Source organism: Vibrio breoganii, from assembly GCF_024346795.1.
Lineage (GTDB): Bacteria > Pseudomonadota > Gammaproteobacteria > Enterobacterales > Vibrionaceae > Vibrio > Vibrio breoganii.
The window spans coordinates 102,596-123,422 of the sequence record NZ_AP024864.1 but is presented as its reverse complement, the minus strand read 5'-3'; the positions used below and the strand labels follow the sequence as shown (position 1 = coordinate 123,422).

At 46.1% G+C, this 20,827-nt stretch carries 13 protein-coding genes, 8 tRNA genes and 3 rRNA genes; 3 read left to right on the top strand and 21 right to left on the bottom strand.

Going from position 1 to position 20,827, the window contains the following annotated elements:
- Window positions 1-32: 32 nt before the first annotated feature.
- From rpoB to OCU35_RS00560, 12 genes are all read right to left on the bottom strand, one after another.
- Complete coding sequence (gene rpoB, locus OCU35_RS00615; protein ID WP_017026989.1) at window positions 33-4,061, bottom strand: DNA-directed RNA polymerase subunit beta; 4,029 nt, start codon at window positions 4,059-4,061, stop codon at window positions 33-35.
- Window positions 4,062-4,291: 230 nt separating this feature from the next.
- Window positions 4,292-4,660 (bottom strand): 50S ribosomal protein L7/L12, encoded by a 369-nt coding sequence (gene rplL, locus OCU35_RS00610; RefSeq protein ID WP_017032430.1) that lies wholly within the window; start codon window positions 4,658-4,660, stop codon window positions 4,292-4,294.
- 57 nt (window positions 4,661-4,717) lie between these two features.
- Complete coding sequence (gene rplJ / locus OCU35_RS00605) at window positions 4,718-5,212, bottom strand: 50S ribosomal protein L10 (protein WP_017032431.1); 495 nt, start codon at window positions 5,210-5,212, stop codon at window positions 4,718-4,720.
- Between the two features lie 275 nt (window positions 5,213-5,487).
- Window positions 5,488-6,189, bottom strand: a complete 702-nt coding sequence (gene rplA, locus OCU35_RS00600) for a 50S ribosomal protein L1 (protein ID WP_017026986.1) — start codon at window positions 6,187-6,189, stop codon at window positions 5,488-5,490.
- 4 nt (window positions 6,190-6,193) lie between these two features.
- The gene (gene rplK / locus OCU35_RS00595; RefSeq protein ID WP_017026985.1) at window positions 6,194-6,622 is read right to left on the bottom strand and encodes a 50S ribosomal protein L11; all 429 of its coding nucleotides are present in this window, start codon (window positions 6,620-6,622) and stop codon (window positions 6,194-6,196) included.
- A gap of 142 nt (window positions 6,623-6,764) precedes the next feature.
- Complete coding sequence (nusG, locus tag OCU35_RS00590) at window positions 6,765-7,313, bottom strand: transcription termination/antitermination protein NusG (RefSeq protein WP_017026984.1); 549 nt, start codon at window positions 7,311-7,313, stop codon at window positions 6,765-6,767.
- A 12-nt stretch (window positions 7,314-7,325) separates the two neighbouring features.
- Complete coding sequence (secE, locus tag OCU35_RS00585) at window positions 7,326-7,703, bottom strand: preprotein translocase subunit SecE (RefSeq protein ID WP_017026983.1); 378 nt, start codon at window positions 7,701-7,703, stop codon at window positions 7,326-7,328.
- A 257-nt stretch (window positions 7,704-7,960) separates the two neighbouring features.
- Window positions 7,961-9,145: an elongation factor Tu gene (gene tuf, locus OCU35_RS00580; RefSeq protein WP_065210307.1), complete on the bottom strand. Its 1,185-nt coding sequence runs from the start codon at window positions 9,143-9,145 to the stop codon at window positions 7,961-7,963.
- A gap of 104 nt (window positions 9,146-9,249) precedes the next feature.
- Window positions 9,250-9,325, bottom strand: a tRNA-Thr gene (locus tag OCU35_RS00575).
- Between the two features lie 11 nt (window positions 9,326-9,336).
- Window positions 9,337-9,411 (bottom strand) — tRNA-Gly (locus OCU35_RS00570).
- Window positions 9,412-9,446: 35 nt separating this feature from the next.
- A tRNA-Tyr gene (locus tag OCU35_RS00565) sits at window positions 9,447-9,531 on the bottom strand.
- Window positions 9,532-9,554: 23 nt separating this feature from the next.
- Window positions 9,555-9,630: transfer RNA gene (locus OCU35_RS00560), tRNA-Thr, on the bottom strand.
- A gap of 204 nt (window positions 9,631-9,834) precedes the next feature.
- Here OCU35_RS00560 and coaA point away from each other — a divergent pair.
- Window positions 9,835-10,758 carry a type I pantothenate kinase gene (coaA, locus tag OCU35_RS00555; RefSeq protein WP_017032433.1) on the top strand — a complete coding sequence of 308 codons (924 nt, stop codon included), beginning with the start codon at window positions 9,835-9,837 and terminating at the stop codon, window positions 10,756-10,758.
- Here the strand turns inward: coaA and birA are convergent.
- On the bottom strand, window positions 10,747-11,706 hold the full coding sequence (birA, locus tag OCU35_RS00550; protein WP_017032434.1) for a bifunctional biotin--[acetyl-CoA-carboxylase] ligase/biotin operon repressor BirA: 960 nt from the start codon (window positions 11,704-11,706) through the stop codon (window positions 10,747-10,749). The genes coaA and birA overlap by 12 nt on opposite strands.
- Entirely contained in the window at window positions 11,693-12,754 is a 1,062-nt protein-coding gene (murB, locus tag OCU35_RS00545) for a UDP-N-acetylmuramate dehydrogenase (RefSeq protein ID WP_261825493.1), read from the bottom strand. Before murB ends, birA begins: the two co-directional genes overlap by 14 nt.
- Window positions 12,755-12,851: 97 nt before the next feature.
- Between murB and OCU35_RS00540 the strand changes: the two genes are divergently transcribed.
- A complete protein-coding gene (locus OCU35_RS00540; RefSeq protein ID WP_261825492.1) occupies window positions 12,852-13,277 on the top strand; it encodes a GNAT family N-acetyltransferase in 426 nt (141 codons plus the stop codon).
- Between the two features lie 102 nt (window positions 13,278-13,379).
- The gene (pssA, locus tag OCU35_RS00535) at window positions 13,380-14,720 is read left to right on the top strand and encodes a CDP-diacylglycerol--serine O-phosphatidyltransferase (RefSeq protein WP_065210310.1); all 1,341 of its coding nucleotides are present in this window, start codon (window positions 13,380-13,382) and stop codon (window positions 14,718-14,720) included.
- A gap of 260 nt (window positions 14,721-14,980) precedes the next feature.
- Here pssA and OCU35_RS00530 read toward each other — a convergent pair.
- The 7 genes from OCU35_RS00530 to OCU35_RS00500 all read right to left on the bottom strand — a co-directional run bounded on the left by OCU35_RS00530 (window position 14,981) and on the right by OCU35_RS00500 (window position 20,600).
- Window positions 14,981-15,057: transfer RNA gene (locus OCU35_RS00530), tRNA-Trp, on the bottom strand.
- Window positions 15,058-15,118: 61 nt separating this feature from the next.
- A tRNA-Asp gene (locus OCU35_RS00525) sits at window positions 15,119-15,195 on the bottom strand.
- A 61-nt stretch (window positions 15,196-15,256) separates the two neighbouring features.
- Window positions 15,257-15,372: ribosomal RNA gene (gene rrf, locus OCU35_RS00520) — 5S ribosomal RNA — on the bottom strand.
- Window positions 15,373-15,462: 90 nt separating this feature from the next.
- A 23S ribosomal RNA gene (locus OCU35_RS00515) occupies window positions 15,463-18,352 on the bottom strand.
- Between the two features lie 351 nt (window positions 18,353-18,703).
- A tRNA-Ala gene (locus OCU35_RS00510) sits at window positions 18,704-18,779 on the bottom strand.
- Between the two features lie 88 nt (window positions 18,780-18,867).
- Window positions 18,868-18,944, bottom strand: a tRNA-Ile gene (locus OCU35_RS00505).
- A gap of 101 nt (window positions 18,945-19,045) precedes the next feature.
- Window positions 19,046-20,600 (bottom strand): 16S ribosomal RNA (locus OCU35_RS00500).
- Together the 16S, 23S and 5S rRNA genes with 4 tRNA genes alongside form the textbook arrangement of a ribosomal RNA operon.
- Window positions 20,601-20,827: the final 227 nt, after the last annotated feature.

Genomic DNA, 20,827 nt, shown 5'->3' with positions numbered 1-20,827 from the left:
ACCAATAACCACTTTTCTTTAAAAGAAAGGGATTACTCTTCGTCTTCTAGCTCGATGTTAATACCTAGCGAGCGAATCTCTTTCAACAATACGTTGAACGATTCAGGCATGCCTGGTTCCATCGCGTGGTTGCCATCTACGATGTTCTTATACATCTTAGTACGGCCATTCACGTCATCCGACTTAACGGTTAGCATTTCTTGAAGGGTGTAAGCAGCACCGTATGCTTCTAGTGCCCATACTTCCATCTCACCGAAACGCTGACCACCGAACTGAGCTTTACCACCAAGTGGCTGCTGAGTTACTAGGCTGTACGAACCAGTCGAACGTGCGTGCATCTTGTCATCAACAAGGTGGTTCAGTTTCAGCATGTACATGTAACCTACAGTTACAGGACGCTCAAACGAATCACCAGTACGACCATCAAACAGAGTTAGCTGACCAGATTCTGGTAGGTCACCCAGTTTAAGTAGATCTTTGATGTTTCTCTCAGATGCACCGTCAAATACTGGAGTCGCGATTGGTAGACCGCCACGTAGGTTCTTGATAAGCGTACGAACTTGATCGTCCGACAGCTCAGCAATATCTACTTCTTGACGAGAGTCACCTAGATCATAAACCTTCTGTAAGAACTCACGGAACTTAGCAAGCTCCTGTTGTTCCTTAACCATTTGGTTGATCTTGTCGCCGATACCTTTAGCAGCTAGACCCAAGTGTACTTCTAGGATCTGACCGATGTTCATACGCGAAGGTACACCCAGTGGGTTAAGAACGATATCGACCGGTTGACCTTTCTCATCGTAAGGCATGTCTTCAACAGGGTTAATCTTAGAGATAACACCCTTGTTACCGTGACGACCCGCCATTTTATCACCAGGCTGGATGCGACGTTTAACCGCTAGGTAAACCTTAACAATCTTAAGAACGCCAGGTGCTAGGTCATCGCCTTGAGTGATCTTACGACGCTTAGTTTCGAACTTCTTATCGAAGTCAGCTTTAAGCTCGTCGTTCTGCTCTGCAAGTTGCTCAAGTTGAGATTGCAGTGCGTCATCTTCAAGAGTCTGCTCTAACCACTGTTTGCGGTTAATGCTGTCAAGTTTCGCTTCCGAGTAACCACCAGCGATCAATACAGCGCGAACACGGTTAAGAAGGCCACCCTCAAGAATCTGGAATTCTTCAGTTAGGTCTTTCTTCGCTTCTTTCAGCTGCATTTGCTCAATTTCTAGAGCACGCTTGTCTTTCTCTACGCCATCGCGAGTGAAGACTTGAACGTCAATGATGGTACCTGAAACAGAGTTAGGTACACGCAGTGAAGTATCTTTAACATCAGATGCTTTTTCACCGAAGATTGCACGTAGTAGTTTCTCTTCAGGAGTTAGCTGAGTTTCGCCTTTCGGAGTTACCTTACCAACTAGGATGTCGCCACCCTTAACTTCAGCACCAATGTAAACGATACCTGACTCATCTAGTTTAGATAGAGCAGCTTCACCTACGTTTGGAATATCAGCAGTGATCTCTTCAGAGCCAAGCTTAGTATCTCGAGCCACACAAGATAGTTCTTGGATGTGGATAGTAGTAAAGCGATCTTCTTGTACTACACGCTCAGAAACTAGGATTGAATCCTCAAAGTTGTAACCGTTCCAAGGCATAAATGCGATACGCATGTTCTGACCAAGAGCCAGTTCACCAAGGTCGGTAGAAGGACCATCTGCTAGAACGTCACCTTTTGCTACTGGTTCGCCAGGTAGCACGGTAGGACGTTGGTTAATACAAGTGTTCTGGTTAGAACGCGTGTATTTAGTTAGGTTGTAAATGTCGATACCGGCTTCGCCTGGTACCAATTCATTTTCGTTAACCTTAACTACGATGCGAGATGCGTCTACAGACTGAACCGAACCGCCGCGCTTAGCTACCGCTGTAACACCAGAGTCAACCGCAATGTTGCGCTCAACACCAGTACCTACAAGTGGCTTATCAGCACGTAGAGTTGGAACTGCCTGACGTTGCATGTTTGCACCCATCAATGCACGGTTTGCATCATCGTGCTCTAGGAATGGGATCAAAGATGCAGCGATAGATACTACCTGGTTCGTAGCAACATCCATATAGCTCACGTTTTCACGTGGGTGCAGACCTGATTCACCCTTCAAGCGGGCTGTGATCAGTTCTTCTGTAAAGGTGTTGTCTTCAGACAGTACGGTGTTCGCCTGAGCGATAACGTATTGACCTTCTTCGATAGCAGATAGGTAATCAACTTCTTCGGTTACTACACCATCAACAACGCGACGGTATGGGGTTTCTAGGAAACCATACTCATTACAACGTGCGTAAGCAGATAGTGAGTTAATTAGACCGATGTTTGGACCTTCAGGAGTTTCGATCGGACATAGACGACCGTAGTGCGTAACGTGAACGTCACGAACCTCAAAGCCAGCACGCTCACGAGTTAGACCACCAGGACCTAACGCAGAGATACGACGCTTGTGAGTAACTTCTGAAAGCGGGTTGTTCTGATCCATAAACTGAGACAACTGAGAAGAGCCAAAGAACTCTTTCACTGCCGCAGAAATTGGCTTAGCGTTGATCAGATCTTGAGGCATGATTGCATCAAGGTCACCAAGGCTCAAACGCTCTTTAACAGCACGCTCAACACGAACTAGACCTACACGGAATTGGTTTTCAGCCATTTCGCCCACAGAGCGAATACGACGGTTACCAAGGTGATCGATATCATCCACTTCACCTTTACCATTACGGATAGAGATAAGCTTCTTCATCACTTCGATGATATCAGTTTCGTCTAGGATGCCTTGCTCACCAGCGTCTTCACGCATGATAGAGCTGTTGAACTTCATACGGCCTACAGTTGATAGGTCGTAGCGCTCTTCAGAGAAGAACAAGCTTTGGAACAGAGCTTCAGCAGCTTCTTTCGTTGGCGGCTCGCCAGGACGCATCATGCGGTAGATTTCTACCAATGCAGAGATACGGTCTGTAGTGCTGTCGTTGCGAACTGTGTCTGACATGAATGGACCATGATCTAGGTCATTCGTGAACAGAACTTCAAGCTTAGTGTGACCTGCTTGCGCAAGGTTCGCTAGGCTCTCTAGGCTGAACTCTTGGTTCGCGCCCACAACGATTTCGCCAGTGCTCTCGTCAATGTAATCTTTTGAAGCCACTTTGCCTACGATGTAGTCAACCGGTACTTCAATGAACTCAACGCCATCTTTTTCAAGAGAGCGGATATGACGAGCTGTAACACGACGGCCAGCTTCAACGTAAGTTTTGCCGTTTGCTTCAACATCAAATGAAGCAGTTTCGCCACGCAGACGCTCAGGAACCAACTCCATCATTAGAGTTTGGTTTTGAACTTCAAAGCGTACTTTTTCGAAGAACAGATCTAGGATCTCTTCTGTCGTTTTACCCAATGCACGTAGGATAATAGACGCTGGAAGCTTACGACGGCGGTCGATACGAACGAACAGGCTATCCTTTGGATCGAACTCAAAGTCTAACCATGAGCCACGGTAAGGAATAACACGTGCGTTATATAAAACTTTACCAGAAGAGTGAGTCTTACCCTTATCGCTGTCGAAGAATACACCTGGGCTTCTGTGCAGCTGGGATACGATAACCCTCTCGGTACCATTGATCACGAAGGTACCATTGTCTGTCATGAGTGGAATTTCACCCATGTAGACTTCTTGTTCTTTAATATCTTTTACAGTACCAGCTGGTGCATCTTTGTCGAATACGACTAGACGCAGCTTAACGCGCAGCGGTTTTGAATAAGTGATACCTCGAATTTGACATTCTTTAACATCAAATACTGGTTCACCAAGACGGTAGCTAACGTATTGCAGCTCAGAATTGCCGTTGTAGCTCTGAATTGGAAAAACAGAACGAAAAGCAGCTTCTAGACCGTATTGTCCTTCAGGATCCTGCTCGATAAATTTATCGAAAGAATCAAGCTGGATCGATAGCAGGTACGGGACGTCCAAAACTTGTGGACGAGTACCAAAATCCTTACGGATGCGCTTTTTCTCGGTATAAGAGTAAACCATGGGGTTCCTCAGCTCGCTGATAAGTGACCCAACTGTCTAATATTCGCTCAAAAATAAAAGACAGAGACTAACAACTGTTTAATATACAAACACTTCGATAAATAATCGAAGTGTTATGCGCGGATACAGGTGGCTAAACAGAGAAAAACACCCGTGCCCTACAGCGCAAAAAGGCCGGTGGTTAATAAACCACCAGCCATTAGCCATTCGGCTAAGAAACTAAGTAATAATTACTTAACTTCAACAGAAGCACCAGCTTCTTCTAGAGTAGCTTTAAGAGCTTCTGCTTCTTCTTTAGAAACAGCTTCTTTAAGCGGTGCTGGAGCACCATCAACTAGAGCTTTAGCTTCTTTAAGGCCTAGACCTGTAGCGCCACGTACTGCTTTGATAACTTGTACTTTGTTACCGCCGATAGCAGTAAGAACTACGTCAAATTCAGTTTGCTCTTCAGCAGCGTCGCCGCCAGCTGCGCCGCCAGCAACTACTGCAGCTGCAGCAGATACGCCGAATTTTTCTTCCATAGCTTCGATAAGCTCAACAACTTGCATTACAGACATTTCTGCAACTGCGTCTAGGATTTGCTCGTTAGTAATAGACATAACAATTCTCTTTTAAGTCAACAATAAGTTTATTTTGCAACCAGTAAAAAGCAAGGCTTAAGCCGCTGCTTCTTCTTTTTGATCGCGTAGTGCAGCGATAGTACGTACCAGCTTGCCTGCAGAAGCTTCTTTCATGCACATCATTAGGCGTGCGATAGCTTCGTCGTAAGTTGGTAGTGTCGCTAATACATCTGCGTCAGTAACCGCGCCTTCAAATGCAGCAGCTTTGATCTCGAAATCTTTGTTCTCTTTAGCGAAGTCTTTGAAAAGACGCGCTGCAGCACCTGGGTGCTCGTTAGAGAATGCAACTAGAGTAGGACCAGTGAAAGTGTCAGTTAGACACTCGTACTCAGTACCTTCCATTGCACGGCGTGCTAGTGTGTTACGCACAACTCTCATGTAAACACCCGCTTCACGAGCTTGTTTACGTAGAGAAGTCATTGCGCCAACAGGAACGCCACGAGAATCAGCTACAACTGCAGAAAGTGCACCACTGGCAGCTTCGTTGACTTCAGCAACAATTGCTTTTTTGTCTTGAAGGTTTAAAGCCATTTTGGATTTACTCCTGGTTGTCGTTACACCACTCACCAAAATTGGTGAGAGTAAAAACAGTGCAGTCCCAGAAGAAAGGCAATCTTTTTCAAGCTTGGCTTTCTGTCAGTTCGGGCACCATCTACGTAGGTATACTATTAAGCTACATCGTTAAAAATAACTTGTAACACCTACGGTCTTGGACGGAGACTCACTCTTACATCGAGATGTTTGAGTCAGCCCCAACCACAAATATTAGGCGCGAGATTATACACTAATTTCGCGCCTACGCAAGATTATGCTTGCGTGTTCAGGCTAGCCTGATCAACAGCAACACCAGCACCCATAGTAGTAGAGATGCTAATCTTCTGCAGGAATGTACCTTTAGCAGAAGACGGCTTAGCTTTCTTAAGAGCAATTAGTAGTGCTTCTAAGTTCTCTTGAATCTGTGCAGTTTCAAAAGATGCTTTACCGATAGTAGTGTGAATGATGCCATTTTTGTCGTTACGGTAACGAACCTGACCAGCTTTAGCGTTCTTAACCGCTTGAGCAACGTTAGGAGTTACAGTACCAACTTTAGGGTTTGGCATAAGGCCACGTGGACCTAGGATAGTACCAAGTTGACCAACTACGCGCATTGCATCCGGAGAAGCAACAACTACGTCGAAGTCCATTACACCCTTCTTAACTTGCTCAGCTAGGTCTTCCATACCAACGATGTCAGCACCAGCTTCTTTCGCAGCTTCTGCGTTTGCACCTTGGGTGAACACAGCAACACGAATGTCACGACCAGTACCGTGAGGTAGTACAGTTGCACCACGTACGTTTTGGTCTGATTTACGAGCATCAATGCCAAGGTTAACAGCAACGTCAACACTTTCATTGAATTTAGCAGTCGCTAGTTCTTTAAGAAGAGCAACTGCTTCGTTGATTTCGTACTCTTTAGTAACATCAACTTTGTCGCGAATAACGCGCATACGCTTAGTAAGTTTTGCCATCTTATTAACCCTCTACCACTAGGCCCATTGAACGAGCAGTACCCGCGATAGTGCGTTTCATCGCTTCGATGTCAGCGCCAGTCATGTCTGCAGCTTTAGTTTCTGCGATCTCTTGAATTTGAGCGTCGGTAACAGTACCCACTTTCTCAGTATTCGGACGACCAGAACCAGACTTAATGCCAGCTGCTTTAAGCAGAAGAACTGCTGCAGGTGGAGTCTTAGTTTCGAACGTGAAAGAACGGTCGTTGTATACAGAGATAACAACTGGGATTGGTAGACCTTTTTCAACAGATTCTGTTTTTGCGTTGAACGCTTTACAGAATTCCATGATGTTCACGCCGTGTTGACCTAGTGCAGGACCAACCGGTGGCGACGGGTTTGCCATACCTGCTGCAACTTGCAGTTTGATATAAGCTTCAACTTTCTTAGCCATGATATTTCCTAATTTTGGGTAGTAACGCTGCCTTACGGCCAGCTCCCCGTTGTTTTAAAAACGCTTTACTTCACATAAGGAAGTAAAGAGGCGCGAATTATAGATACAATTCGCGCCTCAAACAAGCCCTAAAGCCTATTTTTTAGTCAACTTTTTCAACTTGACCAAATTCGAGTTCTACCGGTGTTGCACGACCGAAGATCGATACAGACACTTTAAGACGGCTCTTCTCATAATCCACTTCTTCAACTGTACCGTTGAAGTCAGCAAATGGACCATCGCATACACGAACAATCTCACCCGCTTCGTACATTGTACGAGGGCGAGGAGCTTCACTTGCCTTCTCAAGACGATTTAAGATAGCGTCAGCTTCTTTGTCCGTGATAGGTGCAGGTTTATCTGAAGTTCCACCAATAAAGCCCATAACGCGTGGAACGCTACGTACTAGGTGCCATGATTCATCGTTCATAATCATTTGAACAAGTACATAACCTGGGAAGAATTTACGTTCACTCTTACGACGCTGACCAGCGCGCATTTCGACAACTTCTTCAGTTGGAACCAATACTTCGCCAAACAGTTCTTCCATATCATGCATTCTGATATATTCACGAAGAGAGTTTGCTACGCGACCTTCAAAACCAGAAAAGGCTTGAACCACGTACCAACGTTTCTTTGGAGCTTCACTCATGAATTAAAACCCTCACACCCCAGTCGCTAGAGCAACAAGACGAACCATAATTCCGTCAATGCCCCAAAGCGCTAGAGCCATAACAATACTTACAGCCAATACGATCAATGTAGTTTGCAGAGTTTCTTGGCGCGTTGGCCAAACAACCTTGCGAATCTCCATACGAGATTCACGTGCAAATACGATCGCAGCTTTACCTTTAGTAGTCGTAGCGGCTACACCTAGAGCGATTGCAATTAATACAACCACACCAGCAGCGCGAGCTACTACTGACATTTCACCATACAGGTAATTTCCCACAACAGCAGCGGCTAGCAGAGCAAAAGCGACAATCCACTTGAAGATGTCTGCTGCACTTGAGCTATCAGGAGTTTCTGCATTTGCTTTCATAAAACTAACCTGTGACAAGTCTTACTATAGACGACAATAACCCCGCTGTTGCAGGGCCTATTCATTAGTGTTGAAAATCAACACCTTCTTTCCGAACTTTCTTTCTAATACAGGCTATAAAACCCACAATAGAAATGAAAATTCTCAAAATTCTTTGCTTGTTAGACGATAAAAAGACCATTTTATCTTCTAATCATAAACAGTAGCGCAGAAAAAGGGCATCAAATGATGCCCTTTTGTTTAGATTTCGTCAATTATTAATCGAAAATCTTAGCAACAACACCAGCACCAACGGTACGGCCACCTTCGCGGATTGCGAAACGTAGACCTTCATCCATTGCGATTGGAGCGATTAGCTCAACAGTCATTTGGATGTTGTCGCCTGGCATTACCATCTCTACGCCTTCAGGTAGAGTGATGTCGCCTGTTACGTCAGTTGTACGGAAGTAGAACTGTGGACGGTAACCTTTGAAGAAAGGAGTGTGACGGCCGCCTTCATCTTTAGAAAGAACGTACACTTCTGACTCAAACTTAGTGTGTGGGTTGATAGAACCTTTAGCAGCAAGTACTTGGCCACGTTCAACGTCATCACGCTTAGTACCACGTAGTAGTGCACCAACGTTCTCACCTGCACGACCTTCGTCAAGCAGCTTACGGAACATTTCAACACCAGTACAAGTAGTAAGAGTAGTCTCTTTGATACCAACGATTTCTACTTCGTCACCTACACGTAGGATACCGCGCTCGATACGACCAGTAACAACAGTACCACGACCTTGAATTGAGAATACATCTTCAATAGGAAGTAGGAACGGTTGGTCAACAGCACGCTCTGGAAGTGGAATGTAAGAATCTAGTGCTTCTGCAAGCTCAACGATTTTGTCTTCCCACTGCTTTTCGCCGTTTAGAGCGCCAAGTGCAGAACCTTGGATTACTGGTAGATCATCACCTGGGTAATCGTACTCAGAAAGAAGTTCACGAACTTCCATTTCTACTAACTCAAGTAGTTCTTCATCATCAACCATGTCACATTTGTTCATGAATACGATGATGTAAGGGATACCAACCTGACGACCAAGTAGGATGTGCTCACGAGTTTGAGGCATAGGGCCATCAGTCGCAGCAACAACTAGGATACCGCCGTCCATTTGAGCAGCACCAGTGATCATGTTTTTAACATAATCGGCGTGTCCAGGACAATCTACGTGTGCGTAGTGACGTTCAGGAGTATCGTACTCAACGTGAGAAGTAGCGATTGTGATACCGCGCTCACGCTCTTCAGGAGCATTATCGATAGATGCGAAATCTTTAGCTTCACCACCGTATACTTTTGAAAGAGTAGTACAGATAGCTGCAGTTAGAGTTGTTTTACCGTGGTCAACGTGGCCGATAGTACCAACGTTTACGTGCGGTTTCGTACGTTCAAATTTTTCTTTAGACACGAGCGTGTTCCTCTAGGTACGGTTTATAAAGTGGCTTTGTAGACCACGCAACCAAATAAATTGGATGTAAAGTATATATCAAAAGGAAATATTTGCTTGAGAGCTGGTGCTGATAGGCGGATTTGAACCGCCGACCTCACCCTTACCAAGGGTGCGCTCTACCAACTGAGCTATATCAGCACACGATAGGTTGGAGCGGGCAGCGGGAATCGAACCCGCATCATCAGCTTGGAAGGCTGAGGTAATAGCCATTATACGATGCCCGCAACACGTAACTCTTCGAGCTATTTCCTTAAGAAACTGGTGGTGGGAGATGGATTCGAACCATCGAAGGCAGTGCCGTCAGATTTACAGTCTGATCCCTTTGGCCACTCGGGAACCCCACCAAATTGTGCTTTCATAAAGAAAGTGGTGCCGACTACCGGAATCGAACTGGTGACCTACTGATTACAAGTCAGTTGCTCTACCTACTGAGCTAAGTCGGCACATAAGTGGAGCGCATTCTATTGGATGATTTCGAACCTTGCAATAAGAAAATGCAAAAAATCATCAGTTTTTACGTTTACATTGAGCCACGGCTAATTTTTCAGCAGATGCAAGGAAAATCACCACAGCTTTGCCGTCGCACAATTGAAATATTTATCCCTTCATGTATGTTGAGGCGATGAAGAAAAGGAAGGCTCAAATCAATGAATCCACACATAAATTTCAACCGACACGAATGGGCAGAGCTAAGAGCATCTGTACCTATGGTGTTATCTGATTCGGACATTGTAGAGCTACGTGGTATCAATGAAAAATTGGATACTCGCGAAGTAGAAGAAATATACCTTCCCCTATCTCGACTTCTAAACCTGCATGCAGGCTCCCAGCAACGTCGTCAGCGTGTCTTAGACACTTTCTTGAATAAAGAGGACGGTCACAGCCCTTTCATTGTAGGAATCGCTGGTAGCGTCGCTGTAGGCAAGAGTACAACGGCTCGTGTAATGCAAGCTTTGCTCTCTCGCTGGGGAGATCACCCTAAGGTTGCTCTGATCACTACGGACGGCTTTCTCTACCCTAACGAAGTGTTAGAAGAAAGAGGGATCATGCACCGCAAGGGCTTCCCTGAGTCTTACGATATTCAAAAGCTCGTTGATTTCGTTTCGGATGTTAAGGCCGGCAAAGAAAAGGTAGAAGCTCCAATTTATTCTCACCTTACCTACAACATCACTGATGAGGTAGAAGTGGTTGATAGGCCGGATATTTTAATCTTAGAAGGGCTGAACGTACTTCAATCTGGAATGGACTATCCGGAGCAGCCGCATCGCGTATTCGTTTCTGACTTCCTTGATTTTTCCATTTATGTGGACGCCGATAGCACCTTGATTCAGCAGTGGTATGTAGAGCGTTTTTTAAAGTTTCGTTCTGGGGCATTCAAAAAGCCCAACTCATATTTTGGTCACTACACTAAATTGAGCGAAGAACAGGCCGTCGCTAAAGCCTGTTCCATATGGGCAGATATTAACGGAAAAAATCTAGTGTCCAATATACTGCCAACAAAAATTAGAGCGAACCTTATCCTAAGGAAAGGAATTGATCATAAAGTTGACCAAATCCTACTAAGAAGCTGATCTAACGGATATTTCTCCACCGATAAACGATTCAATCTGGTTACCAGTATCGAGTAGTAAGGCACCTTGTTGATCGATGCCTTTGCATATGCCGGTAACTTCTCGGTTACCCATAATCAGTTTAATCGGTTGCTCCAAAAAGTTATCGTACTGGTTCCATTGCTCTAGAAATGGCTTCAGCCCCTGATGCTCATAGATGTTGATCGCATCATGCAATTTCCTTGTCATCGCAATCACAATCTCATTTCGAGAGATGCCCTGATCGCCTGATATCTCTTTTAGGCTCGTCCAAGGCTGTCCAATTCCTTGTACATGCTCTGGCATTGATACATTGAGCCCAATACCTATCACTAAATTAGCAGCATCACCCGCCTGCCCTGACAACTCAACCAATATGCCGGCAAGCTTCTTATTGTCAAAATACACGTCGTTTGGCCATTTAAGCTTAAGACCTTGTATGCCTAACTCTTCAAGGGCATCGACAAGAGCGAGACCAATGACCAAGCTTATCCCCATAGCCGCAGGAAGACCCGCTTCAAGGCGCCAATACATCGAGTAGTAAATATTTGAACCAAACGGAGAGACCCACTCGCGTCCACGACGCCCCCGCCCTTGGGTTTGATATTCGGCGACGCAGACACTGCCAGATTGAAGCTCTTTTTGCCCCAACATATGTTGATTTGTCGAATCAATAACAGGAATGACTTCTATAGGTAGTCCTAGCTCTTTAACCAGCAACTGGTCATCTAATAGATCCAGAGGTTGCTCTAGCCTATATCCCTTTCCCTTGACACTATAGATATCAATACCAAGCTCTTGAATGGATTTAATGTGTCTCGCAATAGCCGCTCTAGAGACGCCAAAATGCTCGCCCAATTGCTCGCCTGAACAAAAATCGCCTTTGCTAAGCTCCTGAATTAATTTAAGTTTGAAGCTAAAGTCTTTCATTGTCTTTACCTTCAAAAATAGCGTCGAGGTTGGTTTCTTGCGTTCGCCCCATGAAACGGACTTCATGCTCCAAGGCAATTTGATACTTCTGCCATACTGTTTGCTTCACATGCCAAGCGACAGACAACACATCATCAGCCGTCGCATCATTGAAATTAACGATGACCAAGGCCTGCTGATCGTGAACTCGAGCACCTCCATGGGAGTACCCCTTGAGGTTGGCGTTATCTATAAGCCAACCGGCGGCAACCTTAATGCCATCTCCCGCAGGGTAACCAACGATGCTTGGATAGTGCAGTTTTAGCTCATCAAATTGAGTACTAGAGATAACTGGATTTTTGAAGAAACTGCCTGCATTACCCATGACTCTTGGGTCTGGAAGTTTTGACTGGCGAACCTGACAAACTGCATCAAAGATCTTTTGCGCGGTTGGTTCACCTTCAATTAACTGTTGCAGTGCGCCATAGGCAGTTCTAGGGCTCCAGTTTTTTGATAACTTAAAACCAACCTTAGTAATCAGTGCCTTACCAGATAACTGTTGTTTAAATATGGAGTCGCGATAGCCAAACTGGCATTGCTCCGAAGCCAGTCTTTTCACTGTGAATGACTGCAAGTCTAAATACTCTACAAAGTCACATACGTCTTTCAGTTCTAAGCCATAAGCTCCGATATTTTGGATAGGCGCCGTACCTGCACAGCCTGGAATCAAGGCCAAGTTTTCCAAGCCCGGCATTCCCTTTTCGACGGTCCATTGAACAAGCTCAGGCCAATCTTCTCCGGCCGCAACCTCAAGATAATAGAAGCTTTCATCTTCCGTAACGTGTTTACCCTTCAATCGATTCAGTACTGCTACTCCGGCAAAGTAATCAGTAAAGAGCATGTTACTCCCCGTGCCTAAAGGGAGCTTAGGCAGATCTTTCCAATCCGGATTACGATAGATCTCAATAAGATCGTTTACTGAACGTGCTTCTACAAGAAAGTCGCAGTCTGTTTGAATTGAAAATGTATGGTAGGGAGAGAGTTCCGCTTGAGGGGTAATATGCATCATAGAATTAATTGTTCCATTCCCTTGTCGGGATTCCAAAGGGTAGTATTTTCAACTTTCCCTTATAATACTGGAACAAACTCAATTCCGCAGTTAATTAATGAACAGTCTGATTATCAAAGATCTGGAGCCATTGCGTTTGCCGCTCCTAAAGAAGTTATACAAGTCTCACTACCCTTCTACCAAGATAAAGGCAGGAGAGAAGATCATTGTCGCCGAGCAAAACTCAAAAATTGTAGGTGTTGTACGGTACCGTGAGGTTGATAAATGGCAGTTGCTAACCGGTATGCTGGTTGTTCCAGAAGTGCGGAATCAAGGCATTGCCTCACAGCTTTTGCGCTTTAGCCAGAAAGACATTCTGCATGACCAGGTTTTCTGTTTTGCTTATGAACACCTAGAGGAACTGTACAGCGCTCACGGATTTACAACTATTCGAGTTGAACAGCTCCCTTCTGCCTTAGCCAAGCTATATTTGCGCTACACTCAGACGGGAAAGCCACTAATTATCATGAAATATCACAGTTAACTAATTTCAAGATAATTGTTTACCAATTCATCTAGGCACTAAAGCTGCAAATTTGGTAAAATAACAGGCTAAATCAGCCCTTTACAGGACTCAATATTCATAATGGTTTTAGCTAAGAATGTCATCGATGGACTAGAAGCAGTTCCCGTTGATCCAAAAGACTTTAGAACACTTTATTCGGCTAAAGAGTTCAAAGCTCAGCTATTAGAGCTTATCAAAACAGCCAAGAAGCGTATCTACATTGCCGCCTTGTATCTTGAGGACGACGAAGCAGGACGAGAGGTCTTTGGTGAGATCTACAAGGCAAAACAAGCTAATCCAGGATTAGATGTTCAGATCTGTGTAGATTGGCATAGAGCTCAACGCGGGCTGATAGGTGCTGAGTCATCTGATGGCAATGCTGCAATGTACACGAAGATGGCTGAATCTCACAAACACACAGTCCCCGTTTATGGTGTACCTGTTCGTGGTAAAGAAGTGTTCGGTGTACTGCACCTTAAAGGCTTTATCTTTGATGATACAGTTCTTTATAGTGGCGCAAGTATTAACAATATCTATCTGCACCAGCAAGAAAAGTATCGCTTTGATCGATACCACTTAATCAATAGCCCAGCAATTGCCGATGCTATGGCTAATTACATTATGGACGCACTCATTAAAAACCCTGCAGTGAACACACTGACAGAAAAAGAGCGTCCAGCAACCAAGTCATTGAAAGGTGCAATTCGTCAATTGCGAGCAAGTCTTGCAGTCACCAACTACCGCTTTGATTGTGCAGATGTTACCGAAGACAAAATCGCGATTACCCCGATTGTTGGTGTAGGTAAGCGTAGAAATCTTCTAAACATGGCGATCGTTCAATTACTACGTGATGCCAAAGATGAAATTACCATATGTACGCCTTACTTTAACTTCCCTAAAAGTGTCGCTAAGGAGCTAAAGAAAGCCCTTCGACGCGGCGTTAAAGTAACGGTTGTAGTGGGTGACAAAACTGCCAACGACTTCTTCATAGATCCCGAAGAAGAGTTTAAAACCGTTGGTGGATTACCTTATCTGTATGAGATGAATCTACGCCGTTTCTTGAAAGCGAATGAGGCGAATATTGCGTGTCGCAAGTTGGACATCCTTCTTTGGAAGCACGATGCCAATAGTTACCACTTGAAGGGGTTATGGGTCGATAAGCAAAACATGCTGCTCACCGGCAACAACCTAAACCCTAGAGCATGGAAACTGGACTTGGAAAACGCCTTATTGATCAGAGATCCACAAGGTTATTTAAAGTCGCAATTTGAGCAAGAGTTTGAAAATATCATCGAGAATACTCAGCGTATTGGAAGCTACAAACATATTGAAAAGATTGAACATTATCCTGAAGCCGTGCAGAAACTACTGCGTAAAATAACGCGCGTACAGGCTGATAGAGTCCTCAAGCAGTTGCTTTAGTACTGATGTGGCAGATATGTAGAATAAGAGGCTCCTATGGAAACATAGGGGCCTTTTTATTTGGTTCTAGGTTCTAGGTTCTAGGTTCTAGGTTCTAGGTTCTAGGTTCTAGGTTCTAGGTTCTAGGTTCTAGGTTCTAGGTTCTAGGTTCTAGGTTCTAGGTTCTAGGTTCTAGGTTCTAGCAGGTAGGAATAACGTACAGATATTTTTAAGCTAGTAAAAACAAAAAGGCCTTAGCATTTCTGCTAAGGCCTTCTATATGGCAGGGGTGGAGAGATTCGAACTCCCAACACGCGGATTTGGAATCCGCTGCTCTGCCAATTGGAGCTACACCCCTAAAATTTTTCGGTTTCTTAAATCTGAAAAAACCTCGCATAAAGCGAGGTCTTCAGAATAAGTGGCGGAGTGGACGGGACTCGAACCCGCGACCCCCGGCGTGACAGGCCGGTATTCTAACCAACTGAACTACCACTCCGCACCAATTTGTTATTGTCTTGAAGTCTTACTCGCGTTGCTTCAATACAATCTAATTTAAAGCCTGGCGATGTCCTACTCTCACATGGGGAAACCCCACACTACCATCGGCGCTATTATGTTTCACTTCTGAGTTCGGCATGGAATCAGGTGGGTCCACAATGCTATGGTCGCCAAGCAAATTTTAAAATTCGGAAAGCTATATTTAAAAGTTTGTATCACACATTCAAAGTTCTACTTTGAGTCCACAAAACCCCTTGGGTGTTGTATGGTTAAGCCTCACGGGCAATTAGTACAGGTTAGCTCAATGCCTCGCAGCACTTACACACCCTGCCTATCAACGTTCTAGTCTCGAACAACCCTTTAGGACACTTAAAGTGCCAGGGAAGACTCATCTCAGGGCTCGCTTCCCGCTTAGATGCTTTCAGCGGTTATCGATTCCGAACTTAGCTACCGGGCAATGCCATTGGCATGACAACCCGAACACCAGAGGTTCGTCCACTCCGGTCCTCTCGTACTAGGAGCAGCCCCCTTCAATCTTCCAACGCCCACGGCAGATAGGGACCGAACTGTCTCACGACGTTCTAAACCCAGCTCGCGTACCACTTTAAATGGCGAACAGCCATACCCTTGGGACCGACTTCAGCCCCAGGATGTGATGAGCCGACATCGAGGTGCCAAACACCGCCGTCGATATGAACTCTTGGGCGGTATCAGCCTGTTATCCCCGGAGTACCTTTTATCCGTTGAGCGATGGCCCTTCCATTCAGAACCACCGGATCACTATGACCTGCTTTCGCACCTGCTCGAATTGTCATTCTCGCAGTCAAGCGGGCTTATGCCATTGCACTAACCACACGATGTCCAACCGTGTTTAGCCCACCTTCGTGCTCCTCCGTTACTCTTTGGGAGGAGACCGCCCCAGTCAAACTACCCACCAGGCACTGTCCTCATCCCCGATAAGGGGACTAAGTTAGAACATCAACACTACAAGGGTGGTATTTCAAGGACGGCTCCAACGATACTGGCGTACCGTCTTCAAAGCCTCCCACCTATCCTACACATGTAGGGTCAATGTTCAGTGCCAAGCTGTAGTAAAGGTTCACGGGGTCTTTCCGTCTAGCCGCGGGTACACTGCATCTTCACAGCGATTTCAATTTCACTGAGTCTCGGGTGGAGACAGCGTGGCCATCATTACGCCATTCGTGCAGGTCGGAACTTACCCGACAAGGAATTTCGCTACCTTAGGACCGTTATAGTTACGGCCGCCGTTTACCGGGGCTTCGATCAAGAGCTTCGACCGAAGTCTAACCCCATCAATTAACCTTCCGGCACCGGGCAGGCGTCACACCGTATACGTCATCTTACGATTTTGCACAGTGCTGTGTTTTTAATAAACAGTTGCAGCCACCTGGTATCTGCGACTCCTAGTAGCTCCATCCGCAAGGGACTTCACCGCCAAGAGCGTACCTTCTCCCGAAGTTACGGTACCATTTTGCCTAGTTCCTTCACCCGAGTTCTCTCAAGCGCCTTGGTATTCTCTACCCGACCACCTGTGTCGGTTTGGGGTACGATTTCTTATAATCTGAAGCTTAGAGGCTTTTCCTGGAAGCATGGCATCAATGACTTCACTGCACGTAGCAGCTCGACATCGTATCTCAGCGTTAAGAAAGTCCGGATTTACCTAAACTTTCCGCCTACATACTTGAACCTGGACAACCATCGCCAGGCCCACCTAGCCTTCTCCGTCCCCCCATCGCAATTATAAGAAGTACGGGAATATTAACCCGTTTCCCATCGACTACGCCTTTCGGCCTCGCCTTAGGGGTCGACTTACCCTGCCCCGATTAACGTTGGACAGGAACCCTTGGTCTTCCGGCGAGGGGGTTTTTCACCCCCTTTATCGTTACTCATGTCAGCATTCGCACTTCTGATACGTCCAGCAGCCCTTACAGACCACCTTCAACCGCTTACAGAACGCTCCCCTACCCCGCATACAAAAGTATGCAGCCGCAGCTTCGGTGTATAGCTTAGCCCCGTTACATCTTCCGCGCAGGCCGACTCGACCAGTGAGCTATTACGCTTTCTTTAAATGATGGCTGCTTCTAAGCCAACATCCTGGCTGTCTGAGCCTTCCCACATCGTTTCCCACTTAGCTATACTTTGGGACCTTAGCTGGCGGTCTGGGTTGTTTCCCTCTCCACGACGGACGTTAGCACCCGCCGTGTGTCTCCCGGATAGTACTCAATGGTATTCGGAGTTTGCAAAGGGTTGGTAAGTCGGGATGACCCCCTAGCCTTAACAGTGCTCTACCCCCATTGGTATTCGTCCGAGGCGCTACCTAAATAGCTTTCGGGGAGAACCAGCTATCTCCAGGTTTGATTGGCCTTTCACCCCTAGCCACAAGTCATCCGCTAATTTTTCAACATTAGTCGGTTCGGTCCTCCAGTTGATGTTACTCAACCTTCAACCTGCCCATGGCTAGATCACCTGGTTTCGGGTCTAATTCTAGCAACTCGACGCCCAGTTAAGACTCGGTTTCCCTACGGCTCCCCTATACGGTTAACCTTGCTACTAAAATTAAGTCGCTGACCCATTATACAAAAGGTACGCAGTCACGCTTCGAGGCGCTCCTACTGCTTGTACGTACACGGTTTCAGGTTCTATTTCACTCCCCTCACAGGGGTTCTTTTCGCCTTTCCCTCACGGTACTGGTTCACTATCGGTCAGTCAGTAGTATTTAGCCTTGGAGGATGGTCCCCCCATGTTCAAACAGGATATCACGTGTCCCGCCTTACTCGTTTTCACTTAAAATGCGTTGTCGGTTACGGGGCTATCACCCTATACTGCGAGACTTTCCAGACTCTTCACCTGACGCATTAAAAGCTTAAGGGCTAATCCAATTTCGCTCGCCGCTACTTTCGGAATCTCGGTTGATTTCTCTTCCTTCGGGTACTTAGATGTTTCAGTTCCCCGAGTTTGCCTCATTAACCTATGTATTCAGTTAATGATACGTGCTTATGCACGTGGGTTTCCCCATTCAGAAATCCCAGACTCAAATGGTTATTACTACCTAATCTGGGCTTATCGCAAGTTATTACGTCTTTCATCGCCTCTGACTGCCAAGGCATCCACCGTGTACGCTTAGTCACTTAACCATACAACCCCAAAGGGTCTTGCTTAACGCAATGCAGTTGCTACGCTGCAGTATGACGTTTCCAAGGTGCGTTATCTCTTTATTATGAGCGAGATAACATTCGATTTTGCCGGACTCAAATTTGAATGCATCCTGGCAAGGATACATTCCCAAGAACACTTGAATGTGTGTTGGTACCTAAATCATAAAGACTTAGGATTTGAGAACTTTTAAATTTGATAAATAATGAAATCACATTATTTATCGTCAGCTTTCCAAATTGTTAAAGAGCATGAATTTCTAAGCAATAAAGCTTTCGAAACCATTTTTAAAGACACTTAATTCTTAATTTAATAAGAAGTGCACTTAAAGATGGTGGAGCTATGCGGGATCGAACCGCAGACCTCCTGCGTGCAAGGCAGGCGCTCTCCCAGCTGAGCTATAGCCCCATCTTGGTGTTTTTTCTTAGACTAGGCAGATTAAAAGGCCGTGTACATCAGTACACAACGAAGAATCTAACGCAGTATAAGGAAAAATTGGTGGGTCTGAGTGGACTTGAACCACCGACCTCCCGCTTATCAGGCGAGCGCTCTAACCAGCTGAGCTACAGACCCAATTTTTCACAAAACAGCACAAGTGCCATTTCGCAAAATACTCTCTTCACTTTCTAAACCATATCAATCTGTGTGGACACTCATCGTGAGTAATCATCGTATAAGGAGGTGATCCAGCCCCAGGTTCCCCTAGGGCTACCTTGTTACGACTTCACCCCAGTCATGAACCACAAAGTGGTGAGCGTCCTCCTCGAAAGGTTAAACTACCCACTTCTTTTGCAGCCCACTCCCATGGTGTGACGGGCGGTGTGTACAAGGCCCGGGAACGTATTCACCGTGACATTCTGATTCACGATTACTAGCGATTCCGACTTCATGGAGTCGAGTTGCAGACTCCAATCCGGACTACGACGCACTTTTTGGGATTCGCTCACCATCGCTGGTTGGCTGCCCTCTGTATGCGCCATTGTAGCACGTGTGTAGCCCTACTCGTAAGGGCCATGATGACTTGACGTCGTCCCCACCTTCCTCCGGTTTATCACCGGCAGTCTCCCTGGAGTTCCCACCATTACGTGCTGGCAAACAAGGATAAGGGTTGCGCTCGTTGCGGGACTTAACCCAACATTTCACAACACGAGCTGACGACAGCCATGCAGCACCTGTCTCAGAGTTCCCGAAGGCACCAAAGCATCTCTGCTAAGTTCTCTGGATGTCAAGAGTAGGTAAGGTTCTTCGCGTTGCATCGAATTAAACCACATGCTCCACCGCTTGTGCGGGCCCCCGTCAATTCATTTGAGTTTTAATCTTGCGACCGTACTCCCCAGGCGGTCTACTTAACGCGTTAGCTCCGAAAGCCACGGCTCAAGGCCACAACCTCCAAGTAGACATCGTTTACGGCGTGGACTACCAGGGTATCTAATCCTGTTTGCTCCCCACGCTTTCGCATCTGAGTGTCAGTATCTGTCCAGGGGGCCGCCTTCGCCACTGGTATTCCTTCAGATCTCTACGCATTTCACCGCTACACCTGAAATTCTACCCCCCTCTACAGTACTCTAGCCTGCCAGTTTCAAATGCGGTTCCGAGGTTGAGCCCCGGGCTTTCACATCTGACTTAACAAACCACCTGCATGCGCTTTACGCCCAGTAATTCCGATTAACGCTCGCACCCTCCGTATTACCGCGGCTGCTGGCACGGAGTTAGCCGGTGCTTCTTCTGTCGCTAACGTCAAACACTAAAGCTATTAACTCTAATGCCTTCCTCACGACTGAAAGTACTTTACAACCCGAAGGCCTTCTTCATACACGCGGCATGGCTGCATCAGGCTTGCGCCCATTGTGCAATATTCCCCACTGCTGCCTCCCGTAGGAGTCTGGACCGTGTCTCAGTTCCAGTGTGGCTGATCATCCTCTCAGACCAGCTAGGGATCGTCGCCTTGGTGAGCCATTACCTCACCAACTAGCTAATCCCACCTGGGCATATCCTGAAGCGAGAGGCCCGAAGGTCCCCCTCTTTGGTCCGTAGACGTTATGCGGTATTAGCCATCGTTTCCAATGGTTATCCCCCACATCAGGGCAATTTCCCAGGCATTACTCACCCGTCCGCCGCTCGACGCCCAACAAATCACCCGAAGGGTCAATGTTGTCGTTTCCGCTCGACTTGCATGTGTTAGGCCTGCCGCCAGCGTTCAATCTGAGCCATGATCAAACTCTTCAATTAAAGTTTTGTTGAAGCTTTCGCTTCGGCTCAATGAATACTGACTTCAAAACTGTTCCTTACTCGAAAGTAAGAAGTAATTTTAAAGCTATTATCGTTCCAACAGAACGATAATGAATTGACTGTGCCAATGACTAAAAGTCATCGTTTTGGTCACTCAGTTCATTGATAAATCTTTTCGATTATCATCAACGAGTGCCCACACAGATTGATAGGTTTAAATTGTTAAA